The organism is Nonomuraea sp. NPDC002799 (assembly GCF_053592075.1).
The window spans coordinates 360,809-377,555 of sequence record NZ_JBSFVA010000005.1 but is presented as its reverse complement, the minus strand read 5'-3'; the positions used below and the strand labels follow the sequence as shown (position 1 = coordinate 377,555).

General features: G+C 71.9%; 9 protein-coding genes. 2 read left to right on the top strand and 7 right to left on the bottom strand.

Annotation, left to right across the window (positions count from 1 at the left end):
• Positions 1-50: 50 nt before the first annotated feature.
• Positions 51-2,606 carry a M14 family zinc carboxypeptidase gene (locus tag ACWD0F_RS13145; RefSeq protein WP_449874905.1) on the bottom strand — a complete coding sequence of 852 codons (2,556 nt, stop codon included), beginning with the start codon at positions 2,604-2,606 and terminating at the stop codon, positions 51-53.
• A gap of 13 nt (positions 2,607-2,619) precedes the next feature.
• Positions 2,620-4,650: a M14 family zinc carboxypeptidase gene (locus ACWD0F_RS13140; protein ID WP_449874903.1), complete on the bottom strand. Its 2,031-nt coding sequence runs from the start codon at positions 4,648-4,650 to the stop codon at positions 2,620-2,622.
• A 428-nt stretch (positions 4,651-5,078) separates the two neighbouring features.
• On the opposite strand from ACWD0F_RS13140, the gene ACWD0F_RS13135 reads away from it, so the two are divergent.
• A complete protein-coding gene (locus tag ACWD0F_RS13135; protein WP_449874902.1) occupies positions 5,079-7,403 on the top strand; it encodes a rhamnogalacturonan lyase in 2,325 nt (774 codons plus the stop codon).
• Positions 7,404-7,598: 195 nt separating this feature from the next.
• A complete protein-coding gene (locus tag ACWD0F_RS13130) occupies positions 7,599-10,235 on the top strand; it encodes a hypothetical protein (RefSeq protein ID WP_449874901.1) in 2,637 nt (878 codons plus the stop codon).
• A 136-nt stretch (positions 10,236-10,371) separates the two neighbouring features.
• On the opposite strand, the gene ACWD0F_RS13125 is transcribed toward ACWD0F_RS13130, so the two are convergent.
• The 5 genes from ACWD0F_RS13125 to ACWD0F_RS13105 all read right to left on the bottom strand — a co-directional run bounded on the left by ACWD0F_RS13125 (position 10,372) and on the right by ACWD0F_RS13105 (position 16,636).
• On the bottom strand, positions 10,372-11,982 hold the full coding sequence (locus ACWD0F_RS13125; protein WP_449874899.1) for a phosphodiester glycosidase family protein: 1,611 nt from the start codon (positions 11,980-11,982) through the stop codon (positions 10,372-10,374).
• A gap of 155 nt (positions 11,983-12,137) precedes the next feature.
• Complete coding sequence (locus ACWD0F_RS13120) at positions 12,138-13,058, bottom strand: hypothetical protein (protein ID WP_449874897.1); 921 nt, start codon at positions 13,056-13,058, stop codon at positions 12,138-12,140.
• Positions 13,059-13,164: 106 nt separating this feature from the next.
• Positions 13,165-13,716, bottom strand: a complete 552-nt coding sequence (locus ACWD0F_RS13115) for a hypothetical protein (protein WP_449874895.1) — start codon at positions 13,714-13,716, stop codon at positions 13,165-13,167.
• Positions 13,717-14,174: 458 nt separating this feature from the next.
• Positions 14,175-15,527: a PP2C family protein-serine/threonine phosphatase gene (locus tag ACWD0F_RS13110; protein ID WP_449874893.1), complete on the bottom strand. Its 1,353-nt coding sequence runs from the start codon at positions 15,525-15,527 to the stop codon at positions 14,175-14,177.
• A gap of 65 nt (positions 15,528-15,592) precedes the next feature.
• Entirely contained in the window at positions 15,593-16,636 is a 1,044-nt protein-coding gene (locus ACWD0F_RS13105) for a LacI family DNA-binding transcriptional regulator (protein ID WP_449874891.1), read from the bottom strand.
• Between the last annotated feature and the right edge of the window lie 111 nt (positions 16,637-16,747).

Below are 16,747 nucleotides of genomic sequence, written 5' to 3'. Positions count from 1 at the left end.
GACGGCGCGCGGCCCGACGCCGGTGCGGCGCGCGCCGCTGGACACGATCGTCAGGGTGTCGTGACGGCCGCCCCGGTGACGGAGGCCGACCAGTAGAGGGCCCTGGCCACCTGCGGGAACAGCCCCTTGGGATGGTTGCGGAACATCGGCTCGGTGCCGAACAGCACCACGGCCGCACCCCGCTCGTCCCTGCCGCTGACCACGGCCGCCTGTCCCCTGGCCGCGTCCTGGCCGCCGGCGCCCTGCTCGTCCGGCCGCCAGTGCCCGGAGACGAGCGGCCCGTCGGCCGCGTACGACTGCTCGACCCTGACCTCGGCGCCGAGCCCGGTGAACCAGCGCGGCGCGTACACGAACGAGTGGCCGGGCGAGCCGCCGCCCACGGGACCGTCCGAGGACACCGTCCTGACCACGCCGTTGGCGTCGGGGTTCCCGGCGACGGCGGTCGCGGTGAGCAGCCCGGCGGCGGCGTTGAACGTCGCACCGGTCCCGCCCCTGGTGAGCACGCCGCCGGTGGCGAGGAACGTGTCGAGCGCCGTCCTGGCGGCCGGGCCGAGCGCCGCGTAGCTCAGGCCGCTGGAGACGAAGAGCACGTCGCTCGTGCTCCAGTCGAAGCCCGCGTTGAGCACCGCCGTGGAGACCGGGGTGACGGCGAAGCCCAGCTCGCGCAGCGTGAACAGCTCGTCGGCCGAGACGGCCGCGGCGATCCTGACCGGCGGCAGCGGGACGCCGGTGGCCGCGCCGGCGGGGGTGAAGCTCACGCCGTAGCGGTCGGACACCGTGAGGGCGGCCCGGCGGGCGCTCGCCGGCACGATCGCGCCGCCGCTCCCCCAGGTCACCGCGACGCCCTGGCCGAGCAGGTCGTTCAGCGCCTGGACGTCCTTGGCGTCGGCCACCTTGAGCAGGAGCGGCCCGCGGGCACGTGGCACGGACCCGGTCGGCGCGGCGGCCTTGACCGGCGCGGACCGTACGGGCAGGGAGGTGATCCCGTCCACGGTGGCGCCCCAGAGCAGGCCGTGGCTCCAGCCGGAGATGTCGTACATGGTGCCCACCTTGTCGGAGATGTCGGCACCCGCCTCCAGCAGCACGTTGGCCAGGCCCCGCTTGGGCTGGCGCATGTCCACGACGTACGAGCCCGCCGGATACGTCTTGCCACCGGCCCGGAACGGGCGTTCGGCCCGCTGGACCCGCACGTCGTTCGCGATCAGGTGGTCCACCAGGCGCGCGGCGGCGGTCGCCGAGCGTTGACCGGTGATGACGTAGGCCCGGGGGAAGGTGGTGGTGTAGACGTCCTCGGGGCCGAAGCCGGGCACGATGCCGAGCGGGACGACCTTGGACGGCTCGCCGGCCGTGCCCCTGCGGAACACCTCGATCTGGTCCGCGATGAGCTGGTCGTGCCGGGCCCGCACGTAGCCGTAGGTGGCCCGGATCGCGGCGGCGGCCACGTCGGTGTTGATCGCGGAGCGGCGGCGCAGCTCGTCGACGGGCTGCTGGGTGTAGTCGGCGCCGTTGACCCGCAGCGGGATCTCGACGGTGTGCGCGGCGACCGCGCCCTGGAACGGCGCGTACTGCGGCGTGAAGATCGGCGGCCAGTCGTCCCAGCCCTCCTCGGAGTCCCGGAACGGGATCTGCGCCGGGTACACGCCGTCCTTCTCCACCGTGTAGCCGAGCCCGTTGACGGCCGCCTCCATGCCGAGGCCGTTGGCGTAGGTGTTGGTGATGAACAGGTCGTACTCGTAGTTGGCGCCGTGCGGTGGCGTGGTCGGCTCGATGAGCGTGCCGTTGACGTAGCCGTGCAGGTCGATCATGGCGACCGGCTGGGTGTCGATCATCACCTGGCGCATCGCCCGCGCCTCGGGCTGGGAGGCGGTGACGAGGTCGCGGTTGAGGTCGAAGCCGGCGCCGTTCTGGCGCACGCCGTTGACGCGGCCGTCGGGGTTGGCGGTGACGTTGAAGTAGAGCCTGGTGCGCGCGAGCAGGTCGGCGACGCCCGGATCGGTGCTGGTCGCGAGCTCCTCGATGGTCCGCAGGGCCGCGTCCGTGCCCTCCCACTCGTTGCCGTGGATGTTGGCGTTGACGAAGAGCGGCGCCTTGTACCGCTGGGCCAGCCTCCGGTCCCTGGCAGCGGCGGCCGGGTCGTTCTCGATGCGCTCGCGGATCGCGGCCTGCGCGCGGGCCTCGCTCGCGCTCTCGGGGGCGGTGACGGTGACGAGGTAGAGGTCGTGGCCGTTGTACGAGCGGCCGGCGATCTCGGCGCTCACCCGGTCGCTCCGCCGCTGCAGGTCGTTCAGCCGGGGCGCGATGCCGTGGTAGGGCACCAGGCCGAGCTTGATGGAGGCGTCCGCGGGGTTCACCACGGGCAGGGGCAGCTCCGTCCGGCGGGGATAGCCGCGGTCGCGGGGCACCCCGGACGACGGCTCCCCGGTCTCGGCGTGGCGGAGCGTGCCGGCCTGCTCGGGCAGGCCGGCCGCCACCTCGTTCCGCTCAGGGCCGTTGCCGGAGTCGCGGACGGGAGCGGGCGGCGGTCCGGCCGGATCGGCCACCGCCGGCGGGACGGCGAGGAGCGCGGCCGCGACGGCCACGCCCAGCAGGGCAGTGGGCAAGCGCACGGAAACCTCCGGATCAGGGTTCGCGATAGTCTGCGGCGACTCCGACCAGCGAGATCAGCCCGGCGGCGAACTCCATCGCCTCGGCGTGGCCCTCGCTGTAAGGCGGCTGGAAGCCGACGCCCTCCCAGGTCCGCGTCTGCGGGTTCCACAGGTCGGCGCCGACCTCGAAGTCCCATCCGTAGACCCCGTGGTCGTACCAGAGCTCGTCGGCGGAGTTCCCGGCCGCCGAGTAGAGCACGTCCGTCACCGGGCCGGTCTGCTGCGGCCACGTCACGGTGCCGCGCTCGGCGGCGATGGCCTCCTCGATGGTGCGGGCCGAGCTCAGGAAGTACGCCTCCTCGCGGGGCGTGGGCCTGGGCAGGGTGACGCGGCCGTCGAGCTTGTAGGCGCCGGGCGGCCACATGAAGTAGCCGCCGTAGCTGTGGACGTTCAGCGCGAACTTGATGTTGCCGTACCGCTGCGCCAGCCACATCACGTTGCGGCTCTCGGGCTCGGAGTGCTCGGCCGGTCCGGCGAACGTGCCGCTCTGGCAGTTGGCGGAGGCGCCGAAGTAGCCGTCGGACAACGATCCGACCGCGTAGTTGCGGTTGACGTCCACGCCCCAGGTGTTGCGCAGCGCCGGGTCGGACTGCTGGGCGGGGCAGTGGTTGGTCATGTTCTTACGCTGGGAGTTGAAGTCGTAGAAGCTGTAGTTGGCCCCGTCGGGGTTGACGGTCGGCACGATGAAGATGTCGGTGCGCTCCAGCAGCCGGCGGGTGGCCTTGTCACGGGCGTAGTTGCGCAGCAGCCGTTCGGCCGCCTCGATGGTGACCAGGGGCGTCACCCACTCCCGCGCGTGCTCCTGGGCGTAGGCGAGCACGCCGGTGCGGCTGCCGTCGCGGCGCGTGCCGATGCGCAGCGCCAGCACCTGCGCGGGCGCGCGGGAGACGCCGGCCGGGGCGTTGAGGAAGTCGCTGAGCTGGGTGAGCGGCGCGGGCGCCATGACGCCGGCGCCCGCGTCGGTGCGGTACGTCGTGGCCGTGACGGCGATGCCGGGCGTCGCGTTGATCGCGGCGGCCACCTGGGCGGCCGTGCTGACAGGCGTCCCGGCGGCGTCGGTGGCCAGGCTGACGGTGATCAGCTTGCCGTTCACCGTCACCGCCAGGGCGCGGTCCGGCGCGCCGGGGCCGGTCAGCTCGACGGCCAGGTCGTTGCCGCCCTCCGAGCCGTACGCGGCGGAGGTCACGACGACGGCGGCGGCGGGCGGGGCGCCGATCAGGGCCTGGGCGTGGCGGCGGTAGCCGTTCGTCCGGTACGGCAGCGTGATGATGTCGGTGAGCTTGGGGAAGCGCTGGTGCAGGCTCTTGACCCGGTCGTTGAGCTGCGCCGGCGGCATGTACTGGGTGATGAAGTCCTTCTGGTAACCGGGTCCTGCGCGGTCCGGCCGTTCGCCGTCGGGCCACTCCTTGGCCTTGGCCTCGGCCTTGCCGCCGGCCGCCGAGGTGACGGTGATCCACTGCGGCCGGCTCCCGGCCGGGACCGGAGTGCTGAACTGGTGGCCCAGGTAGGCGCCCGCGTCCACGTACGCCACCATCTCCGCCTGCCCGCCGGTGCCGCGCGCGCCCTTCCACGCCACGGTGAGCGTGGCCGCCTGGGCCGCGCTGCTGGAGGCCTCCACCGACAGGAAGTAGCCGTCGCGGGACTCGAACCAGACCGCCCGCTCGATCACGATCTGATCCAGCGCCGTCGTCGCCTTCACCGCGGCCGGCGGCGACGCCTCGGCGGCCAGGGTCGCGCCGAGGGCCTCGTAGGCGGCGAGCTGGCCGGCCGTGGCCACCGCGTCGATCTGGACGCTGCCGTCCGCCTGGGGGCGGACCCGCTCGGTGAGGTCGGCGCCCGAGGCCACCAGCCGTTCCATGGCCGCCCTGTCGGGGACGGAGAGCGTGACGAGGGAGACCGGCTCGGGATCGGCCGGGCCGCCGACCGCCGGAACGGACGGCTGCGAGGCAGCCAAAGTCGTGGAGACCATCATCAAGACGACGGCGGACGCCCGCAAGCCACGCATCGGCTCCTCCTAGATCACCCGAATGGGGTTCACTCATTGAAGGCCGAGTTGGCGCAACGAGCAAGACCCGTCGCCGCGCGCCGCGCGATCGTGTCGCCGATCGGCGCCGGAACCGGTCGCCCCCGCCGCCCCCGGCCGTCGACGCCCGCACCTGACCCGCCGCCCCGCGCGCGGGCGCTGAAGCACCTGACGCGCTGCCGCGCGCGCGGCGTTGGAAAGCGCCATCCAGCATGCCGCAATAGGGAATGCAATTCACCGTCGCCCGCCCGCCGAACGACATTTCTCCGGCATCTGGAAATCCTCGTGAAATATGCCCTTGACAGACCTCACAGCGGACAATTACTCTCCCCCTGATTATATCGATTTAATCCGCCAGGGGCGCGGGGCACCGCGCCCCGATGCGGGCATCACCCGAGGAGCCCGTGACGATGAGACCCCCCAGCGGCATCCGCCGCGCCCTCACCACCGCCGTGGCCGCCCTCCTCTGCCTCCCCCTCGCGGCACACCCCGCCGCCGCGGGCGAGCACGGCGGCCGACAGGGGAAGGTCCAGCTCGAATACCTGGACAGGGGCCTGGTCGCCGCCACGACCAGCGACGGCGCGTTCCTGAGCTGGCGGCTGCTCGGCGACGAGGTGTCCGGCCACGGCGCGAACGGCCTGACGGGCGCGGACTTCAAGGTCTACAAGGACGGCCACCCCATCGCCACCGTCACCGACAGCACCAACTACCTCGACCGCGGCGCCGCCGCCGGCTCCGAGTACCGCGTGGCCCCGATCACCAGGGGCAGGGAAGGGCGGCGCAGCCCTGCGGCCACACCATGGCTTAAATCGTTTTACGACCTTCCGCTGGCCAAGCCCGCGAACGGCGTCACCCCGGCCGGCGAGAGCTACACCTACACCGCCAACGACCTGAGCGTGGGCGACGTGGACGGCGACGGCCAGTACGAATACGTCGTCAAGTGGGACCCGTCCAACTCCAAGGACGTCTCCCAGCGCGGCTACACCGGCAACACCTACGTCGACACCTACGAGCTCGACGGCACCCTGCGCTGGCGGCTCGACCTGGGCGTCAACATCCGCTCGGGCGCCCACTACACCCAGTTCACGGTCTACGACCTCGACGGCGACGGCCGCTCGGAGATGATGCTCAAGACCGCCCCCGGCACCAAGGTCATCCGCTACGGCGACAATGGCCAGATCGTCTCCGAGCGCTATCTCACGATGCCGAAACAGGATGTCGCCGCCGGTTATTCACACAGCGACGACTATCGAAAGAGCGCAGCAGATTATTTCGACCATGTTGTAGAAATTTTCGCGAAATGGCATGAGCATCCGGAGGTCGTCGCCGGGCACTGGCCGAAGACCCTTGAGGAGGCCTTCGGCATCGCGCCCACGCACGCGTACCCGCTCTCCCACGAGGACGCCGTGGAGCTCGCCACCTACTTCGTCGACGTCTACGCGCCCGGCCGCAGCGCCAACAACCGGCTGCGCGAGTTCGCCGGCTTCGTGATCACCGGTCCCGAATACCTGACGGTGTTCGACGGCGCCTCCGGCAAGGAGCTGCAGACGATCCCCTACAAGCCCGGCCGGGGCGACGACGGGCTGTTGTGGGGCGACTACGCGATGGCCAGGATCGAGCCGGGCAACCGGGTGGACCGGTTCCTGTCGTCGGTGGCCTACCTCGACGGCAGGCGGCCGTCGGCGATCTTCGCCCGCGGTTACTACACGCGCACCACGATCGTGGCCTACAACTGGGACGGCCGGAAGCTGAAGGAGGTCTGGTACGTCGACAGCGGCCACGCGCCGATGGCCAACCCGTTCAACGCCTCCCCCCACGGCGTGCCCGGCGCCAACCCGGAGTACGCCGACCTGACCACCCAGGGCTTCCACTCGATGGGCGTGGCCGACGTGGACGACGACGGCAAGCAGGAGATCGTCTACGGCTCCGCGACCATCGACGACGACGGCGACCTGCTCTACTCCTCGTTCGCGACGGCCCCGCCGCAGAGCAATGTGCCCGGCCAGAACGTCCGGCTCGGCCACGGTGACGCCATGCACGTCGGCGACTTCGACCCCGACCGCCCCGGCCTGGAGATCTGGACGGTGCACGAGGGCGGGGCGTACGCGCCGTACGGCTGGGCGCTCCGCGACGCCGCGACCGGCGCGGTGATCCACGGCGGCTACAGCGGCGTGGACACCGGCCGCGGCATGGCGGGCGACATCGACCCGGCGATCCGCGGCTTCGAGACGTGGTCGTCGATGCCGCCCAACCAGACGATCGCGGCGGGCCTGTGGTCGGCCCGCGGCGACTACCTGGGCCGCACCGCCCCCGGCACGAACATGAGCATCCGCTGGGCCGCCGACATGACGACCCAGATCGTCAACGGCACCGCCACCGCCGTCCTGCAGACGCCGACGATCGACGACTGGAAGCGCGGCACGGTGCTCAGCGCCGAGGGCACGCTGACGAACAACGGGACGAAGGGCAACCCGGGGCTGGTCGCGGACGTCTTCGGCGACTGGCGCGAGGAGCTGCTGGTCCGCACGGCCGACAGCGGCGCGATCCGGATGTACCTCAGCACCGAGGTGACCGGCCGCAAGCTCTACACGCTCATGCACGACCCGCAATACCGGGTGGACGTGGCCAGGCAGCAGACGAGCTACAACCAGCCGGCGTACCCGAGCTTCTACCTCGGCTCGGACGTCGACTGGTCACGGGTCCCGCTGCCCAGCTTCTCCACCCCCAGGAGGTAGCCCCCTGCGGGCGGGGGCCGCGGCGGCCCCCGCCCGCCACACCGGCTCCTCCCGTGGCTCCCGCCACGGGAACCCGGATGAGGGTAAACCCTTGGCCGAACCCTGGCGCGCCGGCGGCCGGCTCGTGTCAGCATGGTGTGCCGGGGGTCGCGGGCCGTGCCGGCGAGCGACCGGGTCCCTGCTGGAGGTGGGCCGTTGCGCTGGTATCACCGTTGGCTCCTTCGACGCAGGCGCGCGAGCGGCCCCGCGTCGGCCTCCGCCGCGCCGGTCCCCGCCTCGACGGTCCCCGCCGGGCTCGTCCCGGCCGGCCCCGTGCTCGGCGGCGTGACCGAGATCCGCGTCCACGGCGTCGGCGGCTCCAGCCCTGCCTACCTGCTGGGCGTGCCCGATCCCGTGCAGGTCGCGGGCGACCGGTTCGCCGGTTTCTACCGGACCGGCGACGCAGAGGGCCGGCACCGCGAGGCGTTCTCCTGGGGCGGCCTGACCTCGCGCAGCGGCACGCGGGTGTTGTGGTTGTTCCTCCTGCCGTTCCTGCTGGCCAACCTGGCCGGGTGGATGTGCTCGGACCTGCTGCGGACCAGGCCGGTCAGGTTCGCCCTGCACCGCGCCGTGTTGCGGATCGCGGCCCTGGCGGTGACGCTCAACTTCGTGTTGCTGATCGCCTGGATCCCGATCGACTATCTGGGCTACCAGTGCGGCGCGGACCAGAAGTGCTCGGAGACCTGGTGGCTGCAGCCGTTCCAGCTCATGAGCGACCTGCCCGCGCGCCGGATGGCGCTGGCGGCGGTGGCGCCGCTGGTGGCCATCGCCGTGCTCTGGTTCCTGGTGTCCAGGTCGGTCCGCCAGTTCGAGGCCGTGCCTCCCGTGCAGAAGGACGGGCTGCCCCTGGAGGAGCCGGGCAAGGGCGCGGCGGCTGCGGGCGGGAGCAGGGGGAGCCGGGACGGACTCGCCAACCGGCACTTCTGGCACGGGCGGCGCCCGGCGGTCCGGCTCGGAGCCGCGCACACGGCGGCGGCGCTGGCGGGGCTGGCCGCGCTGCTCACCTGGCTGACGTACCGGCTGGCCGTCGCCGCCGGCCGGCCGGAGCCGCTGGGCCCGCCGCTGCTGGCGGCGTGCGCGCTGGTGCTGCTCGCCGCCGTGGCGGCGCTGGCGGCGGAGACCGACAGCAGGTGGCCCGACGTGGTCGCGCTGACGGCGCGCTGGGTGGCGGCGCTCGCGCTCACGCCCGCGGCGTTCGCGCTGGCGGCCTTCCAGCCGTGCGACGACCCGGACGGGTGCGGCGGCCCAGACGCCACCGGCGGCCCTGTCGTGCTCGGCGAGCCGCCGGGGCTGGGGCAAGCGGTGTTCTCCGTGTACGCCGGGGTCGTCGCCGTCCTGGGCGTGGTGCTGCTGACGATCCTGATCGGGCACGCGCGCCGGGAGCGGGACCGGGTCAGGGTGCTGGCCCGGCGCCGGAGCATCGGACGGGCGGTCCTGTTCGGGGCCGCGGCCGCGGGCGCGCTCTGGCTGGCCTACCGCTGGGACGCCTTCGCCGGGCGACTGGCCCTGGCGTTCCTGCTGCTGACGGTGTTCGTGTTGATCAGCACGCGGACCAGGGCGACGACGGGCCGCTTCCGATGGGCCGCTCCGTTCGCGGTGCTGGTGCTGGCGGTCGCGACGCTCAACACCTTCCTGATCGGCACCCTGATCAGGGTGGCCGACCTGGTCGGCGAGGTGCGCTACCCGGATTTCCAGTACGACCGCACCACGGAGCCGGTCATCATGGTCTTCTCCGTCATCAGGCCGGTCACGCCGTACCTGATCGTCACCCCCGTGCTCGTCCTGGTGCTGTTCGGCCTGTGCGAGCTCGGCGCGTTCCTCGTCGCGCGGCACGGCCGCCAGGCCCGCGAGGTGCGCAGGGAGTACATCGCGCGCGAGCGGGCCGAGGGCCGGCCCGAGCGGCTGCCCGAATGGGTGGCCTCGACGGTGACGGACGAGGCCATCTCCGACCAGGACGCCGAGGACCGGCTGGGCGTGCGCCGATGGGCGGGCACCGTGTCCGGGTGGCGGCGGCTCGGCCGGGCGACGCTCGACGCCGACCTGCTGATCAGCGGCATGGCGGTGGTGAACGTCTTCCTGCTGGTGTCCCTGTTCCTGCACATCCGGGTCAAGGGTGGCTCCGACGACCTGCCCGCCTGGCTGATCGGGCTCGGCAGCACCGTCGCCGCGCTGCTGCCGCTGCTGCTGGTCATGCTGCTCAGCCAGGGCTGGAACGACCCGAAGAAGCGCCAGGTGATCGGGGTGTTGTGGGACGTCGGCACGTTCTGGCCGCGCGCCTTCCATCCGTTCGCCCCGCCGTCCTACGCCGAGCGCGCGGTCCCCGACCTGCAGCGGCGCATCTGGTGGCTGCACGACAACGGGGGCTCGGTCGTGCTCACCGCGCACAGCCAGGGCACCCTGCTGGCCGCCGCCGCGCTCGCCCAGCGCGACTGCCGCCCGGACGGCGACCGGGTGGCCCTGGTGACCTTCGGCTCGCCGCTCGTCAAGCTCTACCAGTGGGCCTTCCCCGCCTACGTCGGCCACGACCTGCTCGACGGCCTGCGGGTGGATTCGTGGCGCAACCTCTACTACGACACCGACTACATCGGCGGCCCCGTCAGGGTGCGCGACTGCGACGTGCGCCGGCCGGACCCGCCGGCCAGCCGGTTCCGGTACGGCGAGCCGGTCCCCCGCGTCGGCAGCCACACGGGCTACTGGGAGGACCCGGCGCTGTGGGACGCCGTCGCCGGCGCGGTCGCGAGGCTGCGCCGGACGGCCGGTGGCGGCCACGATCCCGACCGGAAAGGCGCCTAGGACCACAACCTGGTCCCGTGAGGTCCGAGCCGACGACACGGTTCAGCAGGCGATGCGGCGCCGCATCCCCGGCCGACCGCCGAGTCCGGCGTGCAAGATCGCGGCCTTACGACCCCGGCCGACGTCACGATGGGCTTCAGCGGGTGGCCAGCACCTGGATCGTGTCGCCCACGGGCCGCTCGCCCGTCGCGTCCGACGGCCGGTTGACGAGGGCTCCGTTCACCACCATGGCGGAGGAGCCGCCCCCGTCCAGGTTGAGCGCGTCGACCGCGCCGAGGGAACGCATGAAGGCCGCGCCCTCTTCGAGCGTGAAGCCCTCGCTGCCACCGCTGACCCGGCCGTCCACGGTCACCAGCAGCAGCCGGTTCTGCCGGTCGATGCCGGCCATCGTGCGGGGCTGACGGTTGTTCGCCCAGGCGAAGCCGAACGACAGGTCCGCAGGGTCGAGGACGCCCTCCTTGGCGGCGTCGATGTGCGTACGCCCGTTCTCCACCAGCGTCGGGGCGGCGCTGACGATGCTGTCGTCCGCGCCCAGCACGATCTTGCGGCCGTCGCCGTCGCGGATGTCCTCCGTCACCGAGACCTTCTTGCCCACGGTCGCGTGCCCGGTCAGCCACCCGGCCGCCGCGCCGATGCCCTGGAGCACGGTCTGTCCGGGCGCGACGGCGCCGGTCCTGTCGCCGACCGACACGACGCGGTCCTTGGAGTCCAGCACGACCTGTACGCCGGCGCCGGTCGGCAGGGCGTGGACGTAGTCGTCGGTGAACTTCACCAGCTCGTCGGCCGTGGTGCAGGTGGTGTCGTGGCGCGGCTCGGCGGTGGGGACCGCGCCCGGCCGGCCGCAGTTGCGCAGCAGTCCGGGCGTGCGGTTGATGCCCTCGACGGCGTGTTCGGCGCGGCCCGCGCGGGCGGTCACGGTGGTGGTGACGTCGGTGATCCGGGTGCGCCGGCCACCGTCCGCGAGAATCAGCGCCGCCCGCGATCCCACCGCCATCGACGTGAGTTCCCCCTCGTAGGCGCCGATACCCGCCATGGTGCCCTGGACGCCGTCGGCGCTGGAGGTGAGGAAGAAGCCGCCGTTGACGCCTACCAGCGAGCCGAGCGTGGCCGCCACCGAGGAGGTCGTCTCCCGGTCGGTCACGTCGCCGTCGTGGGTGGCCTCGACCGTGCCGCGGAACCTGCGCGGGTCGATGACCGCGATGTTGATGTTCTCGACGTCGGCCGGCTGGTCGGCGTCGTAGCCGGTCCACTCGACGGCATTGCGGAATCCCGCCGCGGTGATCTGCGAGGCCACGCTCCGCGCCGCGTCCTGGGTCGGGAAGGAGCCGATCCGAACCCGCACGCCCATCAGGCCGCGCGGCGTGCCGGAGTAGTCCGGCCACGCGATCCTGGCCACCACGGGCTCGAAACCGGCGGCACGCAGGCGGTCCGCGGTCTGCGACGCCCACGACTCCGTACCCACGGCGGCCCACGCCTGGGCGCCGGTGAACCGCGCCTTGACCTCGGCCTGCACGGTGATCGTCCAACTGTGGACGGCGGCGGGGTCCTTGATGGTCCCGGTGCGGACCTCCACGCCGGGTGCGACCGTCCGCGTCGTCCACTGCGCCGGGGTGGTGCCGGCGGGAACCGCCGGCGTGTCCGCGGCGGCGACTCCGGAGATCGACAAAGGTGCCATCATTGCCAGCGCCGCCGCGCCGAGCAGCAGCCGCGCGCGCGAGCCGCGGTCGCTGGTGTGGTTGTTGTCCATGACTCATCCTTAGACTCGGTGCCCGATCGGGCAATATGACCGATTCGGGGCAATATGACCGAGTTGGCAGTCCAGCGTGCCCAGACGAACTCCGGGGCGAGAGCAGAAGTGTGGCGGTGGACGGGAGAGTGAATGATCGGTGGCGGCACCGCCGGCTACCGGACGCTCGTACCCGGTCCCTCCACCGGCAGGATCGGCCCGGTGAGCCTCTCGTCGCGGTCGCAGACCAGCTCTCCGTCGTGGACGCGCGCCCGCGCGACCTGCACCGACGAGCGCCGCCCGCCGTCAGGGTGGGTGAAGTAGAACACCATCGCCTCCTCCCCCGTCACCACGACGTCCGCGTGGTGCCCGAACCCGCCGTCGTCCGGCTGCGCGCCCGGCCGGTCGAGGATGAGCCCGTGCGGCTGCCAGGTGTCGAGGTCCGCCGAGCTCAGCACGCGCTGCCCGTGCCACTCGTCGACGATCATCCAGTGCCGGCCGCCGAGCGCGAACACGTTCGGCCCCTCGTGCGCCGAGATCGTCACCGCCGGCCCCCTGACCCGCCAGTGGTGCAGGTCGTCGCTGTCGGCCGCCCAGGTGTGGGAGTCGTCGGCCTCGTCCTTGTACCAGAGCCGGTGGCCGCCGCCGGGCAGGGGCGCCACGCAGGCGTCGATCACGTACGGGGAGGACAGTTCCAGGGTGGAGCGGAAGGTCCAGTGGATGAGGTCGGGGCTGGTGTAATGGCGGATGTGCCGCTCGAAGGGCCGCCAGGAGCCGGGGACGCCGCGGATGACGCTCACGTACATGTGGTAAGCGGCGCCGTCGTCGACGATCTCCGGCGCCCAGTACGTGTGCCGCCCCCACTCGATGTCGAGACCGCCGATCGTGCCCCGGTACAACCACGTCACACCGCCGTCGGCGGAGGAGGCCACGCCGAGGTCGGTGCCGTGCACCCAGCTCACGTCGTCCCTGGCCGGACCGGTCGCCCGGCGGCTGGTGTAGACGAGCCACCAGGACCGTTCCGCCCGGTTCCAGATGACGACCGGGTCGGTGGCGCCGTCGGACATCGGGTCGCGGTAGAGCGGCCGGGGGATCATGCGGTTTCCCTTCCTACGATCTTCCGGTAACGCTACAAGGAAGGCCGGGAACACGAAGAGGGCGCTCCCCGGGGGTGGGGAGCGCCCTCTTCGGACGTGCGATGGATCAGTGGTTCTTCACCGACAGCGGCTTGGTCGCGGGAGCGGCGTCCTTGTCATTCCAGGCTCCGCTGGAGAAGGCCACCGGGTAGCTCTTCTTGCCGACACCGTCGCCCCACTTGGTGACGACATAGTCGATCTTGATGTGGCCCTCGCCACCGGCACCGTCCACACCGAGCGTGTCGGCGTTGAACTTGCCGCCGGTCAGATCGGCAAAGGTCTTGGCGTCCAGGTCGAGCATGACACCACGGTTGGAGGGGTCTCCAGGACCACGGTCACCGACGAAGAACGGCATCTTCTTGCCCTTGTACATGACGTAGCCCTCAGTCATGAGCGGCCAGCTCGGGCTGGCGACCAGGCCCTTCTGCATGGGCTTGCCGGCGGCGGGCAGACCGGTGTCACCGGCGCGGCCGGAGCTGTCGTCCCAGAAGTAGGACGCGGTCGTCGAGCCCTGAAGCTTGGCCTGCTGAGCGGTATCGGTGGTGGCGGCGTGGGCGGAGCCCGTGCCAATGGTCAAGGCGCTGAGGCCGGCGGCCGTGAGCAGGGCAACAGTGTGCAAACGAGCGGACATAATCATCTCAGGTCCTTTGTTAGGGAACTAGGGCCTTGGCGCTCGCTTTGAGGAACGTGGCCGGGCAAACCTGCCATACGGACGCCACGTTGAGCGCTGACCATCCGAATCAATCCGGATGAATCCCCATGAGATGCCCACGGTGGGGCCGGGTTCTCATCGGGAACACTCACTAAGTTACCCCCCAAACCGGACAAACGCAAACGAATCACCATGAATCGGGCACAGATCTACCTTCGTCGGTAAAGTGATCAGCCCGCCCCCCGCCTGGCGGCGCGCCGGACCCCCTGCGGCCACGGGGATCCCGCTCCGGACGGCCCTGGCACGATCGCCGCAGGTAAACGCCCCCTCAAGCCCCCATAGAGGGCCCGTCACCAGTCACGCGGAGGCGGAAGTGGGTATCCGTGATCTTCTCAAGCCCCTGCAGGGGCCCGTCTTGGGCCGGCTCAGAGCGCCTTTGCCAGGAGCAGCGCGATGTCGTCGCGCTCGCTGGCCGGGCATTGCGCCCTGACGAGCATGTCGCAGATGCGCTCGATCCCCTCCGGCGGTCCCGTCAGCAGCGAGCAGATCTTGTCCAGCCCTTCGTCGATGTTCCACTCGCGGCCCTCCACCAGGCCGTCGGTGTAAAGGGCGAGCATGCCGCCCGCGGGCAGCTTGGTCTCGCACAGCTCGAAGCGCTCGCCCCCGACGCCGAGCGGCGGCCCCGGCTCGACCGGGAGGATGGCGGCCACGCCGTCCGGCTGGACGAGCACCGGCGGCAGGTGGCCGGCGCTGGCGATGGCGACGGTGCCGGCCGCGCGGTCGTAGCGGGCGTACAGGCAGGTGGCGATCTGGTCGGAGTCGAGCTGCCTGGCCACCCGGTCGAGGCGGAACAGCAGCTCGGCCGGGTCCAGATCGAGGCTGGCCAGGGTCTGGGTGGCGGTGCGCAACTGTCCCATGGTGGCGGCGGCGCGCACGCCGTGGCCCATGACGTCGCCGACGACGAGCGCGGTGCGCTCCTCGCACAGGGGGATCACGTCGTACCAGTCGCCGCCCACGCCGGCGAGGTCGCTGGCCGGCAGGTAGCGGTGGGCGATCTCCAGGCCGGGCGGCGGCTGCAGCCGGGTCGGCAGCAGGCTGCTCTGCAGCATGAGCGCGGTACGCCGCTCCCTGGCGTAGAGGCGGGCGTTGTCGATGCAGATGGCGGTCCGGGCGGCGAGCTCCTCGATCAGCGCGACGTCGGAGTCCTGGAACGTCTCGCTCGCCGCCTGCCGGACGAGGACGAAGAAGCCGAGCACGTTGCCGCGGGCCAGCAGCGGCGCCACCAGGAAGGAGCAGCCGGGCAGCAGCCGGGCGATGACGTCACGGCCGAACGCCTTGGCGTTGTCGTCGCCCACGCTCTGCCCGAGGCGCGGCACGAGCACGGTCCTGGCGGTGGCCATGGCCTGGCCCTGCGGCAGGAACGGCGGGTAGACGGCCACCTCGCCGACCGGGAAGGCGGTGTCCCAGTCCCACGGGTTGTCGACGGCGACGGCGGTGGCCACCCGCCGCACCAGGGCCGAGCCGTCGGTCGGGCGCACGGGGAAGGCGCCCTCGGTGATGAGGCGTTCCTGGACCATGATCCCGCCGGTGTCGGCGCACCGGGGCACGGCGACGTCGAGCAGCTCACGGCAGGTCTGCGCCAGGTCGAGCGTGCTGCCGATGCGGGTGCTGGCGTCGTTGAGGAAGGCCAGCCGCTCCTGCGCGGTGGCATCGCCGCTCAGCCGTAAGCGGGCGCGGCTTCGCGGATCCTTGATCAGGAAGCCAGGATTCGCCGGCATCCGGCCTCCAGGTGATGAGGATCACTGCCTGCCGCGCCTCAGAATAAGGCTCCTGTCAGGAGATTTCAGCGTCCCGCAGGAAGCTTTCCCGTACTGGCTGCTTCTGTGCTCTTTTCGGTGCTGTTCCGGATGATGAGCGACGTGGCGAGCTCTATCCGGGTGCCCGCGGCGCCTTTCGGGTGGGTCAGCTCCTCGGAGATGAGCCGGACCGCCTCGTTGGCCATGTCGTCCAGGGGCTGGCGGACGGTGGTGAGCGGCGGCGACATCATCTCGCACAGGGGTGAGTCGTCGAACCCGACGACGGACAGCTCGTGCGGCACGCGGATGCCGCGCTCGGCCGCCGCCTGGTAGACGCCCGCGGCCTGCAGGTCGGATCCGGCGAAGATGGCGGTGGGCCGGTCGGGCAGGTCGAGCAGCTCGGCCCCGCGGTCCTTGCCGCCGGAGACGAGGAAGTCGCCGTAGCGGGTGAGCCCGCGATCGGGATCGATGCCGAACGTGCGGTGCGCGGCGAGGTAGCCCTCGTAGCGGTCGAGCGTGCACCGCAGGTCGAGGGGCCCGCCGATGAAACCGATGCGGGTGTGCCCGAGCTCCAGCAGATGCGTGGTGGCCATGACGCCGCCCGACCAGTTGGTGGCGCCGACGGTGGAGATGCGCGGATCGCGCTGCCCGACCGGGTCGAGCAGCACCAAGGGCACGTGCAGCAGCTCCTCGATGGCCTTGGTCTCGTCCTGGCCGGCGCGCGAGAGCACCAGCACGACGCCGTCGGTGCTCCGCTTGCGCACGATGCCGATCCAGCGCGGCAGGTCGAAGTCGGGCCGCGCGGAGGAGGTCACGACCAGGGAGAACCCCCACCGCGCCGCCGCCTGCTCCGCGCCCCTGATGAGGACCTGCGCCCACGGGGAGCCGATGCCGTCGATGAGCAGGTCGACCAGGCCGGACCTGGGCGTGCTCGGCGGGCGCGGAGACTCGTATCCGAACGCTCTGACCGCTTCGAGGACCTTGTCCCTGGTGGCGGCGGAGACGTGTTTCTTGCCGCTCAGGACCTTGGAAACCGTCGGCACCGAGACTCCGGCCGCCGCCGCGACGTCGGCCAGCGTGGCTCGAGGCACAGGACCTCCCGTGACGACTTTCGGAAAATCAGGCGCAGTGCGCACTGCCGGCCGACCTGCTGCGGCTGGCGAATTCATGGGCACTGTTGACATCGATACGAGCCGGAGCCT

Excerpts from the sequence above, each read along its gene's own strand:
- ACWD0F_RS13140 (WP_449874903.1), bottom strand. The coding sequence starts at position 4,650 with ATGCGTGGCTTGCGGGCGTCCGCCGTCGTCTTGATGATGGTCTCCACG.
- ACWD0F_RS13135 (WP_449874902.1), top strand. The coding sequence starts at position 5,079 with ATGAGACCCCCCAGCGGCATCCGCCGCGCCCTCACCACCGCCGTGGCC.
- ACWD0F_RS13125 (WP_449874899.1), bottom strand. The coding sequence starts at position 11,982 with ATGGACAACAACCACACCAGCGACCGCGGCTCGCGCGCGCGGCTGCTG.
- ACWD0F_RS13120 (WP_449874897.1), bottom strand. The coding sequence starts at position 13,058 with ATGATCCCCCGGCCGCTCTACCGCGACCCGATGTCCGACGGCGCCACC.
- ACWD0F_RS13110 (WP_449874893.1), bottom strand. The coding sequence starts at position 15,527 with ATGCCGGCGAATCCTGGCTTCCTGATCAAGGATCCGCGAAGCCGCGCC.